Raw genomic sequence first — 19,018 nt, forward strand, 5'->3', positions numbered from 1 at the left:
GAACCGTTCGGCACAGCCATGGTTCCGGCAGCGCGTACACAACGTTGCAGGCGTGCGACGCAGGCTAATTAGAAGGAATTCGCCAACTCGATCTCCGCCTCCAACGCCTGGATGCGCCGTGCGGCCTCGCTGGAGGACAGGTCCCGTGCATATTGGGCCGGTTGATACGCCTCTTCGCTTAGCCGCCTCAGCCTGAGACCCTGCGTCCGCGTCATCTGCTCTCCAAGAAAAGCCCTGGCGTCGTATTTACCTTGAACCTGCATCTGCCTTCTCCGTTCTGAAATCGACTTGACTATATGTTCTTATTTTGTTCTAGCAAGCCATGGACAACAGAATTAATGAAATTCGACGTAAGATCAGAGCCTTGAGGCTCGAAATGGCCGACGTCGAAGCGTCGGTGCGCGACCTCGTCGAGCGCGACTGCGACTGCACAGAAAGGGCCCTGGCGCAGATGGATCTGCGCCGGAGAATCAACCTCCTGATCGCCGAATGGAAGGCAGCTGGTGGCAGCGACGTTCTGCCCGACGTCCGCGACCGGGCGCGCCTTCGTCCCGCGAAGACAGTCGGCAATCCCGTGCGCGCGAGCGGGCGCCGAGATATTCGAACTGGGCTCAGCCATCCGGCAGCTGCAGCGCGAGGGCCTCGATGATGCCGCAGCCTAGCTTCTGATTGCGTGCACGCGGGCGCGGCCGGAGCATCTCGTGACGGCGAGCACCAAGAGAAAGGGCCCCGCAATGGCGGAGCCCTCCATGGATGCCAGGGAGTGAACTATTTGGTGTGCGTCATGGCGCCTTTGTTCGACATGGTGCCGCCCTGATCGGAGCCGGGGCCGGAGCCGCCCTGGCCGGAAGGATCAGCGCCCTTGGAAGACTTGGTGTTGGCGCCGGTGGTCTGCGACGATGACATCGAGGATCCATGCTTGGCCTTGTGTGACTTGGCCTGCACGGCGAACGGTGCGGCGGCAAGGCCGGTTGCCAACATTACGGCGAGAGCGAGCTTGGTCGTCTTCATGCGGGGAAACTCCCTGAGTTAATTTGACGCAGGCAGCCAACCGCTATTCTCCGCAGGAGTTCCCGACAAAGCATCCCCCGCGGGTCACGCGCGCTTCAAGATTGCTTGTCCTCATGAATGATGAACACGACGCCGGTGAGCGTCGCGCCGATCGCGAACGTCGTCACCAAGGTGAGGGCGAACACCAGAATGGCTTGGCTTCCGCCGTTATTCAGCAGGTTGGCCACGGTTGGATTGGATAGGACGAGCGCGAGGCTGAAGGTGAGGCCGAGGGCTGCGCCCATCATTGCGTGCGTCATCAGCTTGATGAGGCCGCTGGCAGAGATCAGCTCAGACGACTTCTTCGTGCGCATGGGAGGTCATTCCCGAACCGGCATGCCAACGCCCGCGTGATTCTGTGGTTCCATTCGGTTGAAATAATTGTCATCGTCCGCTTCATCCGACGTTCATGCCGGGCTTGCGAGGATGAGTGCCATCAAAACGGGAACATCGATATGGGTAAGGTAGTCTTCCTTTACCGCTCGCTAGCCTATCGCAATGCGGCTGCGGACATCCTGCGCAAGGCCCGCAGGCTACCGCGCGGAGCAGAGCGAAGTGCGGCGCGCCGTTACGCCAGGGCGTTGCGCGATCTCGCCCGAACGGAAGCCTGGCTGGAAGGGCGGGTCGCGCGCGAACCGCGGACGGTACAGCGCATGACGAGCGCAGTGTCCGGTTAGCCGGATGCGCGCTGCAATTCGGCGGAGCCGCCGGTGTCGAACTTGCCGAGTCCGGCCGTCGCCGTCTTTCGCGTCAGCGGAACCTCAAGACGGCACAACAGGCCCTCGGCGCGCCAATCGAACTGCGCCTGTCCGCCAAGCTGGGACTCGACGCTCGCAAGCAGGCTCCGCGTGCCGAAGCCGCGAGATTTCGGTGTCATGACCAGCGGACCGCCGGATTCCTCCCAGCTCAGCGTGAGCAGCTCGTCCTCGACCTGCCAATCGATCGCGAGCCGCCCCGATCGAGTCGAGAGCGCGCCGTACTTGGCCGAGTTGGTGAAGAGTTCGTGCAGCGCGAGCGCCAGCGTCTGGGCCGTCGCGGGCAGCAACTGAACTTCGGGACCGGCCAGCCTGATCTGGTCGCCGAGCGAATAGGGCGCAAGCTCCTCGTCGATCAGCCTGGAGAGCTCGGCGCCCTGCCAGCTCGACAGCGACAGGATGGTGTGCACGCGCGCCAGTGCATTGATGCGTCCCTCGACCGCGCTGACATAGTCCTTGACCTCGTCCGCCCGGGTGAGACGCACGATCGACTGGGCCAGCGCCAGTGCGTTCTTGGCGCGATGATCGACTTCCCGCGCCAGGAGATTCTGCCGCTCCTCGGCGCGCTTGCGTTCGGTGATATCGACGGTGACGCCGCTCACGCGCACCACGCGCCCGCGCTCGTCGACTGTCGCCGCCGCCGTGCCGACGCACCAGCGCACCTCGCCGTCGGGCCGCACAATGCGGAATTCCGTTTCATAGGCGCGCGTGCCCTTGTTGAATTCGGCGATCGCCTTGCGCAACTGATCGACGTCATCAGGATGCAACAGCGCCTGGACGTTGGCCGGATTGACCTCGAAGCTCTCCGGGCCGACGCCGAAGATGCGGTATTGCCCGTCGTCCCACATCCAATCGCCGCTGATCCAGTCCCAGTCCCAGGATCCCATCTTGCCGGCAGCGATCGCCATGCTGCGCCGCTGCTCGCTCTCGCGCAGCTTCGCCGTGGAGCTCTCCAGTTCCGCGGTGCGTGCGCGGACGCGGTCCTCGAGTTCGTGGTTCAGCCGTTCGAGCTCGCGCGTCTTGCGGTAGAGCTCGGCAAACACCCTGATCTTGGCACGCAGCACCTCCGGCACGACCGGCACCGGCACGTAATCGACCGCGCCCATTTCGTAGCCGCGCAACCGGTCGATGTCGCTGACCTGGATGGCAGAGATGAAGATCATGGCGGTCTTCTGGAAACGCGGATGCTCGCGGATCATTGCGGCGAGTTCGAAGCCGTCGAGCTCGGGCATGCAGACATCGACCAGGATCACTGCGATCTCGGTCTTGAGCAGCACCTCCAGCGCCTCGCGTCCCGATGAGGCGATCACGAGGTTCTCGCCGAGATCCTTCAGGATCACCTCATAGGCGAGCAGCTTGGCCGGCTGATCGTCGACGAGCAGGATATTGACCTTTTCCTGGTCCATACGCGGGCCCAACTCAGCGGTGCAGCCACATGCGGATCGCAAGCAGCAATTGGTCGGTGTTGACCGGTTTGGCGAGGTAATCGGACGCGCCGGCCTCGAGGCATTTCTCCCGGTCGCCCTTCATCGCCTTGGCGGTCAGCGCGATGATCGGAAGACGGGCGAAGGCCGGATTTTCGCGGATCACGCCGATGGTCTGATAGCCATCCATCTGCGGCATCATGATGTCCATCAGCACGATCGCGATCTCCGGATTGGAGTCGACCAGTGTCACAGCCTCGCTGCCGGTCGTCGCCGTCAGCACTTTCATGCCGCGTCGTTCCAGCACACTCGACAGGGCGAATATGTTGCGGGCGTCGTCGTCGACGAGCAGGGCGGTCTTGCCGATCAAGTCCTCGTCGGAACTGTTCAGCTTCTCCAGCATACGCTGCTTTTCGATCGGCAGCTCCGTGATCACGCGGTGCAGGAACAGTGCGGTCTCGTCGAGCAGGCGCTCCGGCGATTCCACGCCCTTGACCACGATGCTGCGCGCCATGGTGTGGAGTTCCGCGTCCTCCTCCGCCGAAAGCTCGCGGCCGGTGAAGACCACGATCGGGATGTTTGACAGTCGCTCGTCGTTGCGGACTTGGTCCAGCACCTCGAGGCCGCTCATGTCGGGGAGCCTGAGATCGAGCACAACGCAGTCACACGGCTGCTCGCGCAACGTCGAAAGTGCGTCCGCGCCGGTGGCCGTTGTCACGATCTCGATGTCGTCGTGGTGCAGCAGCTCGCGGATCGAAAGCTGCTCGGCCTCGTCGTCCTCGACGATCAGCAGCCGCTTGCGCCGCGGCCGGGCATATTCCTTGATTTGCGTCAGCGCGGCCGCGACGCCTTCAGGCGTGGTCGGCTTGTTGACGAATGAGAACGCGCCACGCGCCAGCGCATGCTGGCGGTCCTCGTCGAGCGTGATGATCTGCACGGGGATGTGGCGGGTCAACGGATTGTGCTTGAGCTGGTTCAGCACGGTCCAGCCGAGCATGTCGGGCAGGAACACGTCGAGCGAGACTGCTCCCGGCTGATACTGCTTGGCGAGCTCGAGCGCCTCCGCGCCCCGCGCGGTGACCAGAACCTTGAATCCCTTGTCGCGCGCGAGGTCGACCAGCACACGCGCGTAGTGCGGGTCGTCCTCGACGATCAGGAGGATGCTGTCGCCAGGCTCGAGGTTCAACCGGTCGTCGGGAAGCTGCTCGATGGCGCGCTGTTGCTCCGGCACGGCCGGCTGCAGCGCGGGCGGCTGGCTGTATTGCTGCGGCGCCGGCGCGGCCCGCGGCGCGAGCGTCGGACCGGAATACTTCAACGGCAGATAGATCGTGAAGGACGAGCCCTTGCCCGGCGCGCTGCGCAGATGGATCTCGCCTCCGAGCAGGCTCGCGAGTTCGCGGCTGATCGCGAGTCCGAGTCCGGTGCCGCCGTATTTTCGGCTGGTGCCAGCATCCGCCTGCTGGAACGCCTCGAAGATCAGCTTCTGCTTCTCCAGCGGAATGCCGATGCCGGTATCGGATACTTCGAACGCGATCACGGCCGGCGCGGAGTTCAGCACCGGGTGATCCGTCCCCCAGCCGCCGATCGCGCCCGTGACCTTCAGGCGCACTTCGCCTTCGGCGGTGAACTTGAAGGCGTTGGAGAGCAGGTTCTTGAGGACCTGTTGCAGGCGCTTGGAGTCGGTGACGATGCTGCGTGGCAGGTTCGGATCGACGTCGATCTTGAACGACAGATTGCGGTTGTCCGCCTCGTGCCGGAAAGGCCGCCCGACGGTCTCGAGCAGGTTCGCGGTCAGGATCTCCTCGGCGTCGACGGTTACCGTGCCGGACTCGATCTTGGAGAGATCGAGAATGTCGCTGATGAGGTTGAGCAGATCGGTGCCGGCGCCGTGGATGGTGCGGGCGAACTCGACCTGCTTGGCCGAGAGATTGCCGTCCGGATTGTCGGTGAGCTGCTGGCCGAGAATCAGGATCGAATTCAGCGGCGTACGCAACTCGTGGCTCATATTGGCTAGGAATTCGGACTTGTACTTCGAGGTCAGGGCAAGCTCGGTGGCCTTTTCCTCCAGAGCGCGACGGGCCTGCTCGATCTCCTGGTTCTTGCGCTCCACCTCGACGTTACGCTCGGCGAGCTGCTGCGCCTTCTGCTCGAGCTGGTCGTTGGTCTGCTGCAATTCGCGCTGCTGGGTCTGTAGCTCGCCGGCGAGCTGCTGCGACTGCTTGAGCAGGCCTTCGGTCTGCATCGTCGCTTCGATCGAATTCAGAACGATGCCGATGGAGTCGGTGAGCTGCTCCAGGAACGTCATCTGCGAGGTCGTGAAGGAGACGAGGGAGGCGAGCTCGATCACGGCCTTGACCTGGCCTTCGAACAGGACGGGCAGCACGACGAGATTTTTCGGCGCGACGCGGAACAGCGCCGAGTTGATCGGCACAACGTCTGACGGGATGTCGGAAACCATGCGCGGCCGCTTGTCGAGGGCGCACTGGCCGATCAGTCCTTCGCCGAACTGGAGCACGCGCTGATAGGGATAGATGCCGTCGCTGGCGTAGGACGCGAGCAGCAGCAGCTGGGAATTGTCCTCGTTCTCGACCTGGTAGATCACGCCGGTATGGGCATTCACCAGCGGCGACAGCTCGGTGAGCAGCAGCCGGCCGACGGTGGTGAGATCGCGCTGCCCCTGGAGCATGTTGGTGAATTTGGCGAGGTTGGTCTTCAGCCAGTCCTGCTCGGTGTTCACGTCCGTCGTCAGACGGAGATTCGTGATCATCGTGTTGATATTGTCCTTCAGCTCCGAGACTTCACCGCGGGCGTCGACCTGGATCGACCGCGTCAGGTCGCCCTTGGTCACGGCGGTCGCGACTTCCGCGATCGCGCGCACCTGCGAGGTGAGGTTGGCAGCCAGTAGGTTCACGTTGCCGGTGAGATCTTTCCAGGTGCCGGCAGCACCCGGCACGTTGGCCTGGCCGCCGAGCCGGCCTTCGACGCCGACCTCGCGTGCCACCGACGTCACCTGATCGGCGAAGGTCGCGAGCGTCTCGGTCATGTTGTTGATGGTGTCGGCGAGAGCGGCGACCTCGCCGCGCGATTTCATCGTCAGGTTCTGCTTGAGATCGCCGTTGGCGACCGCCGTCACCACCTTGACGATGCCGCGCACCTGCTCGGTCAGGTTCGCAGCCATCAGGTTCACGGTGTCGGTGAGATCCTTCCATGTGCCGGCAACGCCGGGCACCTGCGCCTGGCCGCCGAGCTTGCCTTCGGTGCCGACCTCGCGCGCCACGCGCGTCACTTCGCCGGCGAAGGCGTTGAGCTGGTCCACCATGGTGTTGATGGTGTTCTTGAGCTCGAGGATTTCGCCCTTCACGTCGACGGTGATCTTGCGGGACAGGTCGCCACGCGCCACCGCGGTCGTCACTTCGGCGATGTTGCGGACCTGCGTGGTGAGGTTTGCCGCCAGGAGGTTGACGTTGTCGGTGAGATCCTTCCAGGTGCCGCCGACGCCGGGCACGACGGCCTGACCGCCGAGACGGCCTTCGGTGCCGACCTCGCGGGCGACGCGCGTGACTTCGGCGGCGAAGGAGCGCAGCTGCTCAACCATGGTGTTCAGCGTGTCCTTCAGGAGAAGGATCTCGCCGCGCACGTCCACCGTGATCTTCTTCGAGAGATCGCCGCCGGCAATGGCGGTCGCGACCTCGGCGATGTTGCGGACCTGGGCCGTCAGGTTCGATGCCATGAAGTTGACGTTGTCGGTGAGGTCCTTCCATGTGCCGGCAACGCCGGGCACTTCGGCCTGTCCGCCGAGCTTGCCTTCGGTGCCGACCTCACGGGCGACGCGCGTCACTTCGCCGGCGAAGGCGTTGAGCTGGTCCACCATGGTGTTGATGGTGTTCTTGAGCTCGAGGATTTCGCCCTTCACGTCGACGGTGATCTTGCGCGACAAGTCGCCACGCGCCACCGCGGTCGTCACTTCGGCGATGTTGCGGACCTGGGCCGTGAGGTTGCCCGCCATCGAATTCACGCTGTCGGTGAGATCCTTCCAGGTGCCCGCGACGCCGGGCACGTTGGCCTGACCGCCGAGACGGCCTTCGGTGCCGACCTCGCGTGCCACGCGCGTCACCTCGCCCGCGAAACGGTTGAGCTGGTCGACCATCGTGTTCAGCGTGTCCTTGAGTTGAAGGATCTCGCCGCGTACGTCCACGGTGATCTTGCGCGACAGGTCGCCGCCGGCGATCGCGGTCGCCACTTCGGCGATGTTGCGGACCTGGGCGGTGAGGTTGCCCGCCATCGAGTTCACGCTGTCGGTGAGATCCTTCCAGGTGCCGGCGACGCCCGGCACGCCAGCCTGGCCGCCGAGCTTGCCGTCGGTGCCGACCTCGCGCGCGACGCGCGTCACTTCGCCGGCGAAGGCGTTGAGCTGGTCCACCATGGTGTTGAGCGTTTCCTTCAGCTGAAGGATTTCGCCCGACACGTTCACCGTGATCTTCTTAGACAGATCGCCCTTGGCGACCGCAGTTGCGACCTCGGCGATGTTGCGGACCTGGCCGGTAAGGTTCGAGGCCATCGAGTTGACGCTGTCGGTGAGGTCCTTCCAGGTGCCGCCGACGCCGCGCACGACCGCCTGACCGCCAAGCTTGCCTTCGGTGCCGACCTCGCGCGCCACGCGCGTGACTTCGCCGGCGAAGGCGTTGAGTTGGTCCACCATGGTGTTGATGGTATCTTTCAGCTCCAGAATTTCGCCGCGCACGTCGACGGTGATCTTCTTGGAGAGGTCGCCGCCGGCGACCGCGGTCGTCACCTCGGCGATGTTGCGGACCTGCGCGGTCAGGTTCGAGGCCATCGAGTTGACGCTCTCGGTGAGGTCCTTCCAGGTGCCGGCGACGCCGAGCACGTTGGCCTGGCCGCCGAGCCGTCCCTCGGTGCCGACCTCGCGGGCGACGCGCGTCACTTCGCCCGCGAAGGCGTTGAGCTGGTCGACCATGGTGTTGAGCGTCTCCTTCAGCTGAAGGATCTCGCCGGAGACATTCACCGTGATCTTCTTCGACAGATCGCCGCTGGCGATGGCGGTGGCGACGTCGGCGATGTTGCGGACCTGCGCGGTCAGGTTCGAGGCCATGAAGTTGACGTTGTCGGTGAGGTCCTTCCAGGTGCCGGCCACACCAGGCACCTGGGCCTGGCCGCCGAGCTTGCCTTCGGTGCCGACCTCGCGCGCGACGCGCGTCACTTCCGAGGCGAACGAGTTGAGCTGGTCCACCATCGTGTTGATGGTGTCCTTCAGCTCCAGGATCTCGCCGCGCACGTCCACGGTGATCTTGCGGGAGAGGTCGCCGCGCGCCACGGCGGTGGTGACGTTGGCGATGTTGCGCACTTGTGCAGTCAGGTTGCCGCACATCGCGTTGACGGAGTCGGTGAGGTCCTTCCAGGTGCCGGCGACGCCCGGCACGATCGCCTGGCCGCCGAGCTTGCCGTCGGTGCCGACCTCGCGCGCGACGCGCGTCACTTCCGAGGCGAACGAGCGGAGCTGGTCCACCATCGTGTTGATGGCTTCCTTGAGCTGCAGGATCTCGCCGCGGACGTCGACCGTGATCTTCTTCGACAAATCGCCGTTGGCGACCGCGATCGTCACCTCGGCGATGTTGCGAACCTGGTTGGTCAGGTTGTTCGCCATCGAGTTGACGCTCTCGGTCAGGTCCTTCCAGACGCCGGTCACCTCAGGCACCTGGGCCTGACCACCGAGCTTGCCCTCGGTGCCGACCTCGCGCGCCACGCGCGTCACCTCGGAGGTGAACACGCCGAGCTGCTTGATCATGGTGTTGACGATGTTCGCCGACTGCAAAAACTCGCCGCCGAGCGGACGGCCATCGACGTCGAGCTTGACGGTCTGGAGCAGGTCTCCTTGTGCGACGGCGGCGACCGCGCGCGTCACCTCGCGCGTCGGCCACAGCAGGTCGTCGATCAGCGTGTTGACGGAACCTTCCATGTCGGCCCAGGAGCCCGAGGCGAGGCCGAACTTGACGCGCTGGCGGGTCTTGCCTTCGCGGCCCACCACCTGGCCGACCAGTTCGAGTTGCTGCGCCATGCGTTGGTTGGCGGCGATGATTTCGTTGAGAGTGTCGGCAATCTTGCCGTCGATGCCGAGATAGTCGCCGCTCATGCGCACCGAGAAGTCACCGCTGCGCATCGCCTGCAAGGCGAGCAACAGTTCCGCCCGGGAATCCGGCTCCGACGTACCGTTGGGTTTTGGCTTTGGGACGCGACGACCGGAGCGTGATGTAGTTCCGGGATCGAGGTCGCTCATACTGATTCCCCCGCAGGCGTCGGCCGAATCTGCGGCACGACGCGTTTGGTCGAAATGAAATAGAGCGTCAGCCAAATTCGAAATCAAGCGCCAAGGTGCGACGCGAGGAATTGGAACCCGCTTTGCTCAGCCCGGCCGAACTAACCATGATCGGCCGAATTGGTTCCACGCTACTCAGAGAGGAGTGCCGTCGTGGGGCCGCCGCTCTGCTCGTCCCGTGCCCGGCATTCGTCATTCGGAACGGAGCGCCGAGCCTGATGGTTAGCCCGCAGAAAGACAGGGAGAACGGATAATGAAAGCAAAATTTGCCGCCATCGCTATCACGGTGTCTGCCGCGGGATCGGCTTGGCGCAGGGCGGTGCGCCCAGCGGGCGCGGCGCTGTGACTGGCGATCCCGCCGCGAGCTCCGCCAGCCCGCGGGCGGAAACACCGACCACCGGAACGGCCAGCCGGTCGAATTCGAGCGGCAGCGGCAAGTCGTCTTCGGGCGGCAAGGACGACAATGACGATGCGGGCCGGGACAAGATGCCGGAGAGCGATCGTACCGTGCGGCCGCAGAGCCAGCAATATCACCCTAACGACAAGTAGAAACGACTACTTGTCCGCCATGGTACGCTCGGCGTCCCTGACCTGCGAGCGCAACATCGGGAGTTGTTCGCGCGCGAACGCTGCAAGCGCTGCATTGTCGGGCGCCTTCAGATAGCGATCGAGCAGATCGATGATCGATTCATACTCGGGAATCTGCGCGGCATAGAAGCTTCTGACGTAGGTCGGACCATCCGACATCTCGGGCTCCACGAGGCTCGCAGTCGAAGATGTTGCCTTGCCGACGCGCGGTTCCGCGCCAATTGCCTCCTGGATCTTCTTCAGGGTCTTGTCGCGCTTGGCCGCTTCCTCGGCGCGCAGGGCGGCTAGGTTCTTGACCTCCGCATTGCCCTTGAGGTCGGTATTCTCAAGAAGACCCTGTTGAAATCGGCTGAAGTCGTAGACGCCGCTGATTACCTCAATCGCAGTCGGTGGCCGTTCGCCGGGCTTTCGCTCACCGGTACTGTCGGCAAACGCCGCAGTGCTGATGAATGCCAGGATGATCGCGGCAAGAACTCGCATCGATACCAATGTTGAAGGGAGTGCGAAGTTCCCTGACCATTACGATCCGGTAAGCGGCTTGCAGCACGAGAGTTCCGTCCCCACGTCCTCGATATGAAACAGTCCGACATCTTCAGGGATAACGCCGACAATTGTCTTCAGCTTGCCGAGCGAGCCGACGGACAACCCGCCCACAAGCGCTATTCGCGCATGGCCGACGCGTGGACGGCGCTCGCCAACGAACAGGATTGGCTCGACGGCGAAGTCCCGCCCGTTGCGGTCCACGCTCCTCCAAAGCGAAACGTATGAGTCGCTCGTTCTCGTGAATCTGCGTGTGAGACCGCTCACGGAAGGCAAGCGACTGATTTGGGATCATCCGGGAACATTCGATCGCGTCGATTTCCAGTTTCAGAAGGAGGTTTTGGCGATGGCTCCACGTCTGGCTCTTCTTTCCCTCATTCTCGCCTTTGGCGTCTCGGTCGCGTTCGCGACGGTGACGACGTTGCGGCAGGTGCATCTCGAGAACGCATCTGCCGCGGTCCACGCGGTGCGCAGTTAGCACTGCACCGGAACATTCGACGCCGCGGTGCGTAAGCGTTCCCGAGACACCAGAACAAGCGAGAGCCCCATCATGGCCCATTCCGACCAAGGCATCGTCAAGGACAAGCGCGGGGAGGAGCAGCCGCGCGACAAGGAGCGTGCACAGTCCGTGCACAAGACAAACCCGAAAGGCTCGCCTTCGCGTGAAGCGACGCGCGATCCCAAGCTGAACGTCAATAGCAAGACGCCAGGCTCCGGCGCGATGCCGGACGGCTCGAGCGACGCGACAGGTTAATTCTCACGAGGAACGAATCCCCGCGGGAAGAGTCGACGGATTGCTTCCGGTTGTCATGCCCCCGGTGCGCCGGAAGCAATCTCCAAGGACGGCCCTGGCGCCCAGCGTGCCGGGGCCGTCTGCTTATTGTGCGTCAGCCGCCGGTGCCGCTCTCTGGATCCCCCTGAGTATGTCCGACAGGTCCGCGGCCGAACACGCCAAAGCTGCTCGACTTCACGCCCACAGCGGCATCGACGCCGACGGCGGTCAGTCCAACCCTGAGGAGTTCGCGGACTGCGGCCGCCCGCGTCGGCATTCGGTGCTTGAACCGGAAATCGTCGATGGCGGCCAACTCTTCCGGCGAGAGCATGACCTGAAGGCGCTCGGCGCGAGGGTCGTTCATGGCGATCACGCATTGAGTAAGTTGAGTAGTTTACTCAACCAACAAAGCTGGCGAGAGTTCCGCAAGAGTCGATGAAGTCTCTCAATGAGTAAAAATACACAATAAAATCAGCGGATTAATTTTGAAGCGTATCCTGCCATGGTGCATTTTTCTCGAAAGGGAGGAGAGTCCATGACGGATGAAGTCAGGTTACCTCGCAAGTTTTCCCGGAAGCATCCAAGCCAGTGCGGCCAAGCCACCAGCAAATCATCGACAGGTCGAGCGCTGGGCCAACAGCCCGGGGCTCCAGCCGCCGCAATCGCAGATTTCGACGACGGCGAAAGCGAGCTGGTTTAGTCACGAAGCGGGAGCCTTCGCCGATGGCGAGTGGGTACGGCGACTGTGCGAGACGATGCGAAGCTTGCGCCTGAGCCACCAGGCCGTCACGGAAACGGTGGCCCAGACCGTCAACGCGGCGATGAAACCGAGCGCGACGCTTGCACCGACGGTGGCATGGAAGACGGCAGCGAACGCCGCGAGGCCGATGCTGCCGAGTGCTGCACCTGCCGCATCGAGCGCTGCGGCCTTCTGTCCGCGACGCCGCCCGCTCAGCCCGGCCTTCTCCTTGGCGTGACGTTCGTGGCTTTCGATCAGGGTCGCGCTGGCACAGAAGATGGCCGGAAGTGCAAGAAAGAGCCCGCCGACAGAGACGCCGAAATGCGAGCCGATGACTCCCGCGAGCACCGTCGCGCAGCCGCCGAGCGCGAAGCGAACGGCGTACTCGTACCACCGCGTCTGTTTCAATGCCGATGACGACAGCTTCACCAGCATCAGGCGGCACCTCCCAAACCGGCGAGCAGACCGAAGGCGACCCCGAGCCATACGGCAAAGGCAAGGATCGTCGCGGGGAGCGCGCCGAGACGGATCCTCATCAGGAGATGGCAGACGACGAGGCAGTAGCAGGCGAGCGCGATAGCGCCATAGATCATCGTCCAGCTTCCGGCCGCAGCATATTGCGGGCCGTGCTGGACCACGGCGATGCCGAGGGTGGCCAGCGCGACCGACGGCGCCGCGCCGAGAAGCCCGGCAAAGCTCTTTGGCCGCAGCATGTCAGCGAAGATAGCGAAGACGGATACGATCAGCCCGCCGGCGACGAAGCGCACCAGATATTCCGTCATGGCCGTACCCGCGAGGCTTCGGGCCGTTGCCGCGGTGATTTCGCCAGTGTGAACCGCCTGAACAGTCGCTCGACGACGATGCCGAGCGTGAAGCCTGCCACCACGTCGCTGATCCAGTGCGCCAGCAGCGCCACTCGCGTCAGCGACAACGCCACGGCGAGTGAGCGTGCCAAGCGGCGCGAGGCCGGCGGCAACAGGCCGGCCGCCGAGGCGAGGGCGCCCATATGCACGGCGTGACCCGAGGGAAGCGCGTCGTTGGGGCGTCCCGAATAAGGAATACCGTGCCGGTGGCCGCTCACCGTCAACCGGTCAGGCCTCGTCTGGTCGAATACGGATTTCAAGACATGCGGCACTATCGCCGTCACCAGCGATACCACCAGGACGTGATCGGCAACGGGACGCCGCTGCGGATGCCGGATGCAGGTGTAGAGCCATCCCGCCGCAGCGAGCACGAGCAGCACATGCTCATCGGCGCCCCAGGTCATCGCCCGGGCGGCATGCTCGAGGCCTGAGTTGGTATTGCGTGCGATCTCGTTGGCGATCGCCGTATCGATCCGAGTGGGTTTCACTGTTACGAGCGCCATCGGTCCGCCGGCGAGTTTTCCTCCATGACAATTTTGTAAAGCCCGGAGACATAGAAGGTTCCTGAGTTCTACCGGGGCCTCAGGCCGCGGCGCCGCAACTACGGTTGCCCGGAGCCGCCGGCGGCGCCATAGACTTGTCCCGTCGCATAGCTTGCGTCGGCGGCGGCAAGCTGCACGTAAATCGAGGCGAGCTCGACGGGCTGGCCGGACGGCCGAGCGGTGCTATGCCGCCGAATCTTTCGAGCTTCGGACAGCGGGTTACGGGATTGGTCAAGTCGGTATCCGCCATGGGCGCGTTTCCTTTCGCTGGCGAGGACGACAGCGAAGCCGACGCGAGCGTTCCGCTCGCGGCGTGAACGACGTGCCGGCGGGACAGTTCTTGCTGTGGTTCGACATCATGCTCTCCGCGATGGTCGAGGCTCAATGCGCGGAGACGCTTGTCGTTGCCAAGCGAAGGACGCCAGGCCGGCCGGCGTCCTTCAGCAATGCGTTACCTGGATTGACCGACGCTCGGTGCCTTGCCGAGGTTCTTGGCCATATCGAGGTGATGCTTCAACGCGGGGAGCGTCTTGCCGGCCCAATCCTTCAGTTGGGCATTATCTCCGCCCTTGGCGTAACGCTCGAACAGCGACACTGCATCTTCATGCGCGCTGACCTGATAGGAATTATAGTCCGAGCTGAAGTCCTTGCCGTTCGCACTCTTGAGCTTGTCGAGCTTGCTCTGATGCGAGCTGTCGAGTGCCGTCGGCAGCGTGGCTTGCACCTTGCCATTGCCGACCAGACCTTTGAGCTCGCTGCTGGTCTTGGTGTGATCGGTGATCATCTGCTTCGCGAAGGTTTTCTCCTCCGCATTGCCCTTTTGCTCGGCGAGCTTGCTTGATTCGATCTCGAACATGTCGCTGATCGCGACCTGCTTCACAAAATCGGCGGTCGTAGGCGCAACGCCGAGCGCCGAATTAACGCCGGTCTTTTCGCCAAGCGACTGGGCGAGCGCGGGGCTTGCGAAAAAGATGCAGGCAAGGGCGATGATAGTGCGTTTCATGGTCGAATCCCTCCGATGGATCGCGCGGCGGCTTGCCGGCGACGTTGCGCCGACCAACACGCCGCCAGGCCCGAGGTTCCAAACGGTTAGTCTGTAGGCCTTCTGCCGCTGCGAGGATTGATCGGATCGGTCGCCTTTCGCCGCAGCCGCTCCGGAAGGAAAGGCTCCGTCGCCGTGGGGGTCGCATCAGCGCGTACGTCCGCGTGGTGCTGCGCCCGCTCATGCGGCGTGCGGTTGTCGTTGATCTGCCGCTTGACGTCGAGGCCTCCGACCGGATCGTTGACGCCGTGCTGGATGTCGCGGAAGTCACTCATTGTTCACCTCATTGTTTCCCGGGCAGGATCGATTCGAACATCTGGCGCGCCGCTCCCTTGATCATCCCGCTTTCGTTCGGATCGCCCTTCATCAGGGCGAGCGAGAAATTCTTCGCCTGCTGGAGCGTGATGTGCGGCGGCAGCGACGGCACCTCCGGATCGGTTTTCACCTCCAGCACGACCGGCATCTCGCTCGCAAGCGCCTGCTCCCAGGCGGAGCCGAGCAGCTGTGGGCTGTCGACGAAGATACCGGTCGGAGACGGTCTGGGACATTGCGTGTGGCCCTTGGTTTGTCAGGTGCATGAAACTCAGAGAACTGCTCGTTTGGTGCGATGTTCCTGACCGCTCACGGAACATGCGCCGGAACGATCCCGTGCCCATCCGGTTGGTTTTGCACGTGGCCGAGTGGAGAATTGCGATGTTGAACCAAGGCGAACTGGATCGCAGTGAGACGGGCCGTTTGATCGGCAGCGACAAGGTCGAGGGAACATCGGTCTACGGCGCCGATCGCAACCGGATCGGTTCGATCGAACGCGTGATGATCGACAAGATCAGTGGCCAGGTGTCCTACGCCGTGCTCGGTTTTGGTGGATTCCTGGGACTGGGCAACGACCACTATCCGTTGCCTTGGCAGTCGCTGAAATACGACACCGAGCTTGGCGGTTATGTCACCGGTCTCACCACCAAGGAGCTGGAAGGCGCGCCCAAATATGGCTCACGAAGCGATTGGAACTGGGGTGATGACGCCGCCGTGCGTGGCATCAACTCCTATTACGGCGTCCCCTTCGCTTGAAGTTTCAGGAAAGGAAGCTCGATGAGCAAGGAACGGCCCAATGACGATCCCCGGCAGCAGAACGACTGGGGTTCGCATCGCCAGACGGACAAGCCCTGGAAGGGCAATCCCGAGAAGGAGCAGGGATCGGACGAGGAGAAGCCCGATCTCGAGAAGTGGCACGAGACGAAGACGCACTGAAGGTATGCCCCACTGCAGGCTACTGAGGCAAGCGCGGGCGTCCAGGGTGCCGGGCTGCTCTTTTTGAGCCATGCGATCACGAATGACAGCGCGCGCTGGCGCAGACCATTCCGGCGCAGCGCCAGCAATTTCACCAGAGCCGCCTGCTCACCCCACCGCCTGGTCCCGCCCCGGCCCCGCATGCACGTGTACCTGCTTGGCGTGCAGCGGCTCGCCGCATTCCGAGCACACCATCACGGGATCGAACAGCTTGCCGCAAATCTTGTGCTCGTGCAGCAGCGGGCGGCCGCGCTCGTCGCCCATATGGGTGTCACCCCAATGCACCATCGCCATGATGTAGAGGTCGAGCCCCTTCTGAGTGAGGATGTATTCGTAGCGCTTCGGTGCTTCGGAATACGGGACGCGGCGCAGGATGCCGAAGCGGACCAGCTTCTTCAGCCGCTCGGAAAGCAGATGACGCGTGATCTGGAGCGAGGACTGGAACGCCTCGAACCGGCGCACCCGCAAGAAGCACTCGCGCAGGATCAGAAGCGTCCAGCGGTCGCCGACAACGGCGACGGTGCGGGAGAGCGAGCAGGGCTCCTCGTCCAGCGTGTCCCATTTCATGGTGCGGTCTCCAGCGACAGTCAGTCTGAAAAAGGAACTAACATGAATAGCCAGCGCTATTTCGTAGCAAGGCTACCACTCTCCCCCTGAGTTTGACAGTTCTATTTCGGAACTATAGTCTTCGGTAAACTGCCCGCCGCACGCCTATCGCGGCTCACCGGAGGAGGCGACCTTGCCCAAGCGAAACGCCACAGCGGCCGTCATCGGGGCCGGCGATTTCATCGGCTCCGAAATCGCCAAGAAGTTTGCCGCCGAGGGGTTCTCGATCTTCGCCGGCCGCCGCAATGGCGACAAGCTCGCGCCGTTGGTGCAAGATATCGAAGCTGCCGGCGGTGACATCCACGCGCGCTCGCTCGATGCGCGGAAGGAGGATGAGGTCATCGCCTTCCTCAACGACGCCGACAAGCACGCGCCGCTGGAAGTCTGCATCTTCAATGTCGGCGCCAACGTCAATTTTCCGATCCTCGACACCACCGAGCGCGTCTTCCGGAAAGTGTGGGAGATGGCCTGCTATTCCGGCTTCCTTGCGGGGCGCGAGGCGGCGCGGCTGATGCTGGCACGCGGCGGCGGCAACATCTTCTTCACTGGCGCCACGGCCTCTTTGCGCGGCGGCAGCGGCTTTGCCGCCTTTGCCAGCGCCAAGTTCGGCTTGCGCGCGGTGGCGCAGGCGATGGCGCGCGAGCTCGGGCCGAAGAAGATCCACGTCGCCCATCTCATCATCGATTCCGGGGTCGATACCGAATGGGTGCGGCAGCGCCGGCTCGAGGCGCTCGGGCCGAATGCACTGGACGATCCCGACCTCCTGATGCCGCCGTCGTCGGTCGCGAACGCCTATTGGCAGCTCTACCAGCAGCCGAAGAGCGCCTGGACCTTCGAGATGGAGATCCGCCCGTTCGGAGAGAAATGGTGACCGCAGCGCAAAAGTCCGGCTAGACTGATCTCAACATCAAGCAAATTCCGGGAGGTATTTAAGTGAAGACCGCGATTACCGAACTGTTCGGCATCGAGCACCCCATCATCCAGGGCGGCATGCATTTCGTCGGCTTTGCCGAGCTGGCCGCCGCCGTCTCCAATGCCGGCGGGCTCGGCATCATCACCGGTCTCACGCAGAAGACGCCGGAATTGCTCGCGAAGGAGATCGCGCGCTGCCGCGACATGACCGACAAGCCGTTCGGCGTGAACCTCACCTTCCTGCCGACCTTCTCGGCGCCGCCCTATCCCGAATACATTGCGGCCATCGTCGAAGGTGGCATCAAGGCGGTGGAGACCGCAGGCCGCAGCCCGGAAGCCTACATGCCGGCCCTGAAGGCGGCCGGCATCAGGGTCATCCACAAATGCACCTCGGTGCGCCACTCCCTGAAAGCCGAACGCATCGGCTGCGATGCCGTCAGCGTCGACGGTTTCGAGTGTGGCGGACATCCCGGCGAAGACGACATTCCCAACATGATCCTGCTGCCGCGCGCGGCGGAAGAGCTGAAGATCCCGTTCGTCGCCTCCGGCGGCATGGCCGATGGACGCAGCCTGGTCGCGGCACTGTCGCTCGGCGCAGCCGGCATGAACATGGGCACGCGCTTCATCGCCACTAAGGAAGCTCCGGTGCATCAGAACGTGAAGAATGCGCTCGTCGCAGCGACCGAGCTCGACACCCGCCTGATCATGCGGAGCTTGCGCAACACGGAGCGTGTCCTGAAGAACGCCAATGTCGACCGCCTGCTCGAGATCGAGCGCGAGAAGGGCGACAAGCTCACGATCGACGATATCCACGACCAGGTCGCGGGCGTCTATCCCAGGATCATGCTGGACGGCCAGATGGACGCGGGCGCCTGGAGCTGCGGCATGGTCGCAGGCCTGATCCACGACATCCCATCCTGTAAGGAGCTCATTGATCGCATCATGGGCGAGGCGGAGACCATCATACGCAGCCGTCTGATGGGGTTCCTGGACGGGACGGGTGCGACACGAAAGGTCGCCTGACACCGTCAAACTTCTTAACCACGGCGGCATTTGGCCGCTGGAATTGCGCGTGACGCCTCCTAAATAGGGGTAAATTACCCCTTTAATAAATCAATTTCAGGAGGCGTCCGTGGTCCTGAAAACCGTTCCCTTCGCAATGGCTCTTGCCCTCGTGATCGCAGGGGGGGGCATTGCGCGCGCTGACGACTACAAGCCCGATGAATATCTCGGCCTCGATCTCTCCAAGGCCGTTCTGTCGCCGAAGCGTCTCGGGCCGGAGACGCGCTTCGCGCCGCTCGCACTCGAAGCGCGCGGGGGCGTCGAGGCGCAGGCTCGCGCTGAGCCTGTCGACGTGCCGAAGAAGGTTGCGGCCAAGCGCGTTCATGTGGCCGAGCCGAAGTCCGCGCATGCCAGGAGCGCACAGGCGCGCGGCGCAGCCCGTGCGAAGCTTGCACGCCGCCACGGCAATCCGCTCGACGCGCAGGCAATGGATACCCGCATCCAGACCTGGCCATGCCGCTCCGGCGGTATCTGCAACTGGAAGCGTTAGTCCAGGCCAAAGCCG

General features: G+C 63.6%; 24 protein-coding genes and 2 pseudogenes. 11 read left to right on the forward strand and 15 right to left on the reverse strand.

Features of this window, described 5'->3' with window-relative positions; all coding sequences use genetic code 11:
- Positions 1-68: 68 nt before the first annotated feature.
- On the reverse strand, positions 69-263 hold the full coding sequence (locus tag ACSHT2_RS28910) for a DUF3072 domain-containing protein (protein ID WP_440638144.1): 195 nt from the start codon (positions 261-263) through the stop codon (positions 69-71).
- A 113-nt stretch (positions 264-376) separates the two neighbouring features.
- Between ACSHT2_RS28910 and ACSHT2_RS28915 the strand changes: the two genes are divergently transcribed.
- Positions 377-649 (forward strand): hypothetical protein, encoded by a 273-nt coding sequence (locus ACSHT2_RS28915; protein ID WP_440643046.1) that lies wholly within the window; start codon positions 377-379, stop codon positions 647-649.
- Positions 650-768: 119 nt separating this feature from the next.
- Here the strand turns inward: ACSHT2_RS28915 and ACSHT2_RS28920 are convergent, their stop codons facing one another.
- Together ACSHT2_RS28920 and ACSHT2_RS28925 are read right to left on the reverse strand one after the other, a co-directional pair.
- Positions 769-1,011 carry a hypothetical protein gene (locus ACSHT2_RS28920; RefSeq protein WP_440638145.1) on the reverse strand — a complete coding sequence of 81 codons (243 nt, stop codon included), beginning with the start codon at positions 1,009-1,011 and terminating at the stop codon, positions 769-771.
- A 95-nt stretch (positions 1,012-1,106) separates the two neighbouring features.
- On the reverse strand, positions 1,107-1,364 hold the full coding sequence (locus tag ACSHT2_RS28925; RefSeq protein WP_440638146.1) for a hypothetical protein: 258 nt from the start codon (positions 1,362-1,364) through the stop codon (positions 1,107-1,109).
- A gap of 141 nt (positions 1,365-1,505) precedes the next feature.
- Here ACSHT2_RS28925 and ACSHT2_RS28930 point away from each other — a divergent pair, with 141 nt between their 5' ends.
- Positions 1,506-1,727, forward strand: a complete 222-nt coding sequence (locus tag ACSHT2_RS28930; protein WP_440638147.1) for a hypothetical protein — start codon at positions 1,506-1,508, stop codon at positions 1,725-1,727.
- Here ACSHT2_RS28930 and ACSHT2_RS28935 read toward each other — a convergent pair.
- Both ACSHT2_RS28935 and ACSHT2_RS28940 read right to left on the reverse strand, forming a co-directional pair.
- Complete coding sequence (locus tag ACSHT2_RS28935) at positions 1,724-3,211, reverse strand: HWE histidine kinase domain-containing protein (protein ID WP_440638149.1); 1,488 nt, start codon at positions 3,209-3,211, stop codon at positions 1,724-1,726. The genes ACSHT2_RS28930 and ACSHT2_RS28935 overlap by 4 nt on opposite strands.
- A 13-nt stretch (positions 3,212-3,224) precedes the next feature.
- Entirely contained in the window at positions 3,225-9,521 is a 6,297-nt protein-coding gene (locus tag ACSHT2_RS28940; RefSeq protein ID WP_440638150.1) for a HAMP domain-containing protein, read from the reverse strand.
- Positions 9,522-9,902: 381 nt separating this feature from the next.
- Here ACSHT2_RS28940 and ACSHT2_RS28945 point away from each other — a divergent pair, with 381 nt between their 5' ends.
- Complete coding sequence (locus ACSHT2_RS28945) at positions 9,903-10,109, forward strand: hypothetical protein (RefSeq protein WP_440638152.1); 207 nt, start codon at positions 9,903-9,905, stop codon at positions 10,107-10,109.
- Between the two features lie 6 nt (positions 10,110-10,115).
- Here the strand turns inward: ACSHT2_RS28945 and ACSHT2_RS28950 are convergent, their stop codons facing one another.
- Positions 10,116-10,628, reverse strand: coding sequence for a DUF4142 domain-containing protein (locus tag ACSHT2_RS28950; RefSeq protein ID WP_440638153.1), 513 nt, complete (start codon positions 10,626-10,628; stop codon positions 10,116-10,118).
- A 93-nt stretch (positions 10,629-10,721) separates the two neighbouring features.
- Between ACSHT2_RS28950 and ACSHT2_RS28955 the strand changes: the two genes are divergently transcribed.
- The 3 genes from ACSHT2_RS28955 to ACSHT2_RS28965 all read left to right on the forward strand — a co-directional run bounded on the left by ACSHT2_RS28955 (position 10,722) and on the right by ACSHT2_RS28965 (position 11,442).
- Positions 10,722-10,916, forward strand: a complete 195-nt coding sequence (locus ACSHT2_RS28955) for a hypothetical protein (RefSeq protein ID WP_440638155.1) — start codon at positions 10,722-10,724, stop codon at positions 10,914-10,916.
- Positions 10,917-11,034: 118 nt separating this feature from the next.
- A complete protein-coding gene (locus tag ACSHT2_RS28960) occupies positions 11,035-11,166 on the forward strand; it encodes a hypothetical protein (protein ID WP_256439311.1) in 132 nt (43 codons plus the stop codon).
- 72 nt (positions 11,167-11,238) lie between these two features.
- Positions 11,239-11,442 (forward strand): hypothetical protein, encoded by a 204-nt coding sequence (locus tag ACSHT2_RS28965; protein WP_440638156.1) that lies wholly within the window; start codon positions 11,239-11,241, stop codon positions 11,440-11,442.
- Positions 11,443-11,575: 133 nt separating this feature from the next.
- Here the strand turns inward: ACSHT2_RS28965 and ACSHT2_RS28970 are convergent, their stop codons facing one another.
- The 8 genes and pseudogenes from ACSHT2_RS28970 to ACSHT2_RS29005 all read right to left on the reverse strand — a co-directional run.
- Positions 11,576-11,824, reverse strand: coding sequence for a hypothetical protein (locus ACSHT2_RS28970; protein WP_440638157.1), 249 nt, complete (start codon positions 11,822-11,824; stop codon positions 11,576-11,578).
- A 336-nt stretch (positions 11,825-12,160) separates the two neighbouring features.
- On the reverse strand, positions 12,161-12,634 hold the full coding sequence (locus ACSHT2_RS28975) for a hypothetical protein (RefSeq protein WP_440638159.1): 474 nt from the start codon (positions 12,632-12,634) through the stop codon (positions 12,161-12,163).
- Positions 12,634-12,981, reverse strand: a complete 348-nt coding sequence (locus ACSHT2_RS28980; protein ID WP_028176968.1) for a DUF3147 family protein — start codon at positions 12,979-12,981, stop codon at positions 12,634-12,636. The genes ACSHT2_RS28975 and ACSHT2_RS28980 overlap by 1 nt, the downstream gene beginning before the upstream one ends.
- The gene (locus ACSHT2_RS28985) at positions 12,978-13,565 is read right to left on the reverse strand and encodes a phosphatase PAP2 family protein (protein WP_440638161.1); all 588 of its coding nucleotides are present in this window, start codon (positions 13,563-13,565) and stop codon (positions 12,978-12,980) included. The genes ACSHT2_RS28980 and ACSHT2_RS28985 overlap by 4 nt, the downstream gene beginning before the upstream one ends.
- A 98-nt stretch (positions 13,566-13,663) precedes the next feature.
- Positions 13,664-13,812 (reverse strand): annotated as a pseudogene (locus ACSHT2_RS28990) (SDR family oxidoreductase); the annotation flags it as partial.
- Positions 13,813-14,055: 243 nt separating this feature from the next.
- A complete protein-coding gene (locus tag ACSHT2_RS28995; RefSeq protein WP_440638163.1) occupies positions 14,056-14,607 on the reverse strand; it encodes a DUF4142 domain-containing protein in 552 nt (183 codons plus the stop codon).
- Between the two features lie 86 nt (positions 14,608-14,693).
- Entirely contained in the window at positions 14,694-14,921 is a 228-nt protein-coding gene (locus ACSHT2_RS29000) for a hypothetical protein (protein WP_440638164.1), read from the reverse strand.
- 8 nt (positions 14,922-14,929) lie between these two features.
- Positions 14,930-15,175: pseudogene (locus ACSHT2_RS29005) on the reverse strand (thiamine pyrophosphate-requiring protein); the annotation flags it as partial.
- A gap of 164 nt (positions 15,176-15,339) precedes the next feature.
- Here ACSHT2_RS29005 and ACSHT2_RS29010 point away from each other — a divergent pair.
- Both ACSHT2_RS29010 and ACSHT2_RS29015 read left to right on the forward strand, forming a co-directional pair.
- Positions 15,340-15,714, forward strand: a complete 375-nt coding sequence (locus ACSHT2_RS29010) for a PRC-barrel domain-containing protein (protein WP_440638166.1) — start codon at positions 15,340-15,342, stop codon at positions 15,712-15,714.
- 21 nt (positions 15,715-15,735) lie between these two features.
- Positions 15,736-15,894, forward strand: a complete 159-nt coding sequence (locus ACSHT2_RS29015) for a hypothetical protein (protein WP_018321727.1) — start codon at positions 15,736-15,738, stop codon at positions 15,892-15,894.
- A gap of 147 nt (positions 15,895-16,041) precedes the next feature.
- On the opposite strand, the gene ACSHT2_RS29020 is transcribed toward ACSHT2_RS29015, so the two are convergent.
- Positions 16,042-16,500, reverse strand: coding sequence for a winged helix-turn-helix transcriptional regulator (locus ACSHT2_RS29020; protein ID WP_440638168.1), 459 nt, complete (start codon positions 16,498-16,500; stop codon positions 16,042-16,044).
- 172 nt (positions 16,501-16,672) lie between these two features.
- Between ACSHT2_RS29020 and ACSHT2_RS29025 the strand changes: the two genes are divergently transcribed.
- The 3 genes from ACSHT2_RS29025 to ACSHT2_RS29035 all read left to right on the forward strand — a co-directional run bounded on the left by ACSHT2_RS29025 (position 16,673) and on the right by ACSHT2_RS29035 (position 19,003).
- Positions 16,673-17,410, forward strand: coding sequence for an SDR family oxidoreductase (locus tag ACSHT2_RS29025; protein WP_440638170.1), 738 nt, complete (start codon positions 16,673-16,675; stop codon positions 17,408-17,410).
- A 62-nt stretch (positions 17,411-17,472) separates the two neighbouring features.
- Entirely contained in the window at positions 17,473-18,474 is a 1,002-nt protein-coding gene (locus ACSHT2_RS29030; RefSeq protein WP_440638172.1) for an NAD(P)H-dependent flavin oxidoreductase, read from the forward strand.
- A gap of 109 nt (positions 18,475-18,583) precedes the next feature.
- Positions 18,584-19,003 (forward strand): hypothetical protein, encoded by a 420-nt coding sequence (locus ACSHT2_RS29035; RefSeq protein ID WP_440638174.1) that lies wholly within the window; start codon positions 18,584-18,586, stop codon positions 19,001-19,003.
- The last annotated feature ends 15 nt before the right edge of the window (positions 19,004-19,018 follow it).

It is taken from the genome of Bradyrhizobium sp. PUT101 (assembly GCF_052043945.1).
Taxonomy (GTDB): domain Bacteria; phylum Pseudomonadota; class Alphaproteobacteria; order Rhizobiales; family Xanthobacteraceae; genus Bradyrhizobium.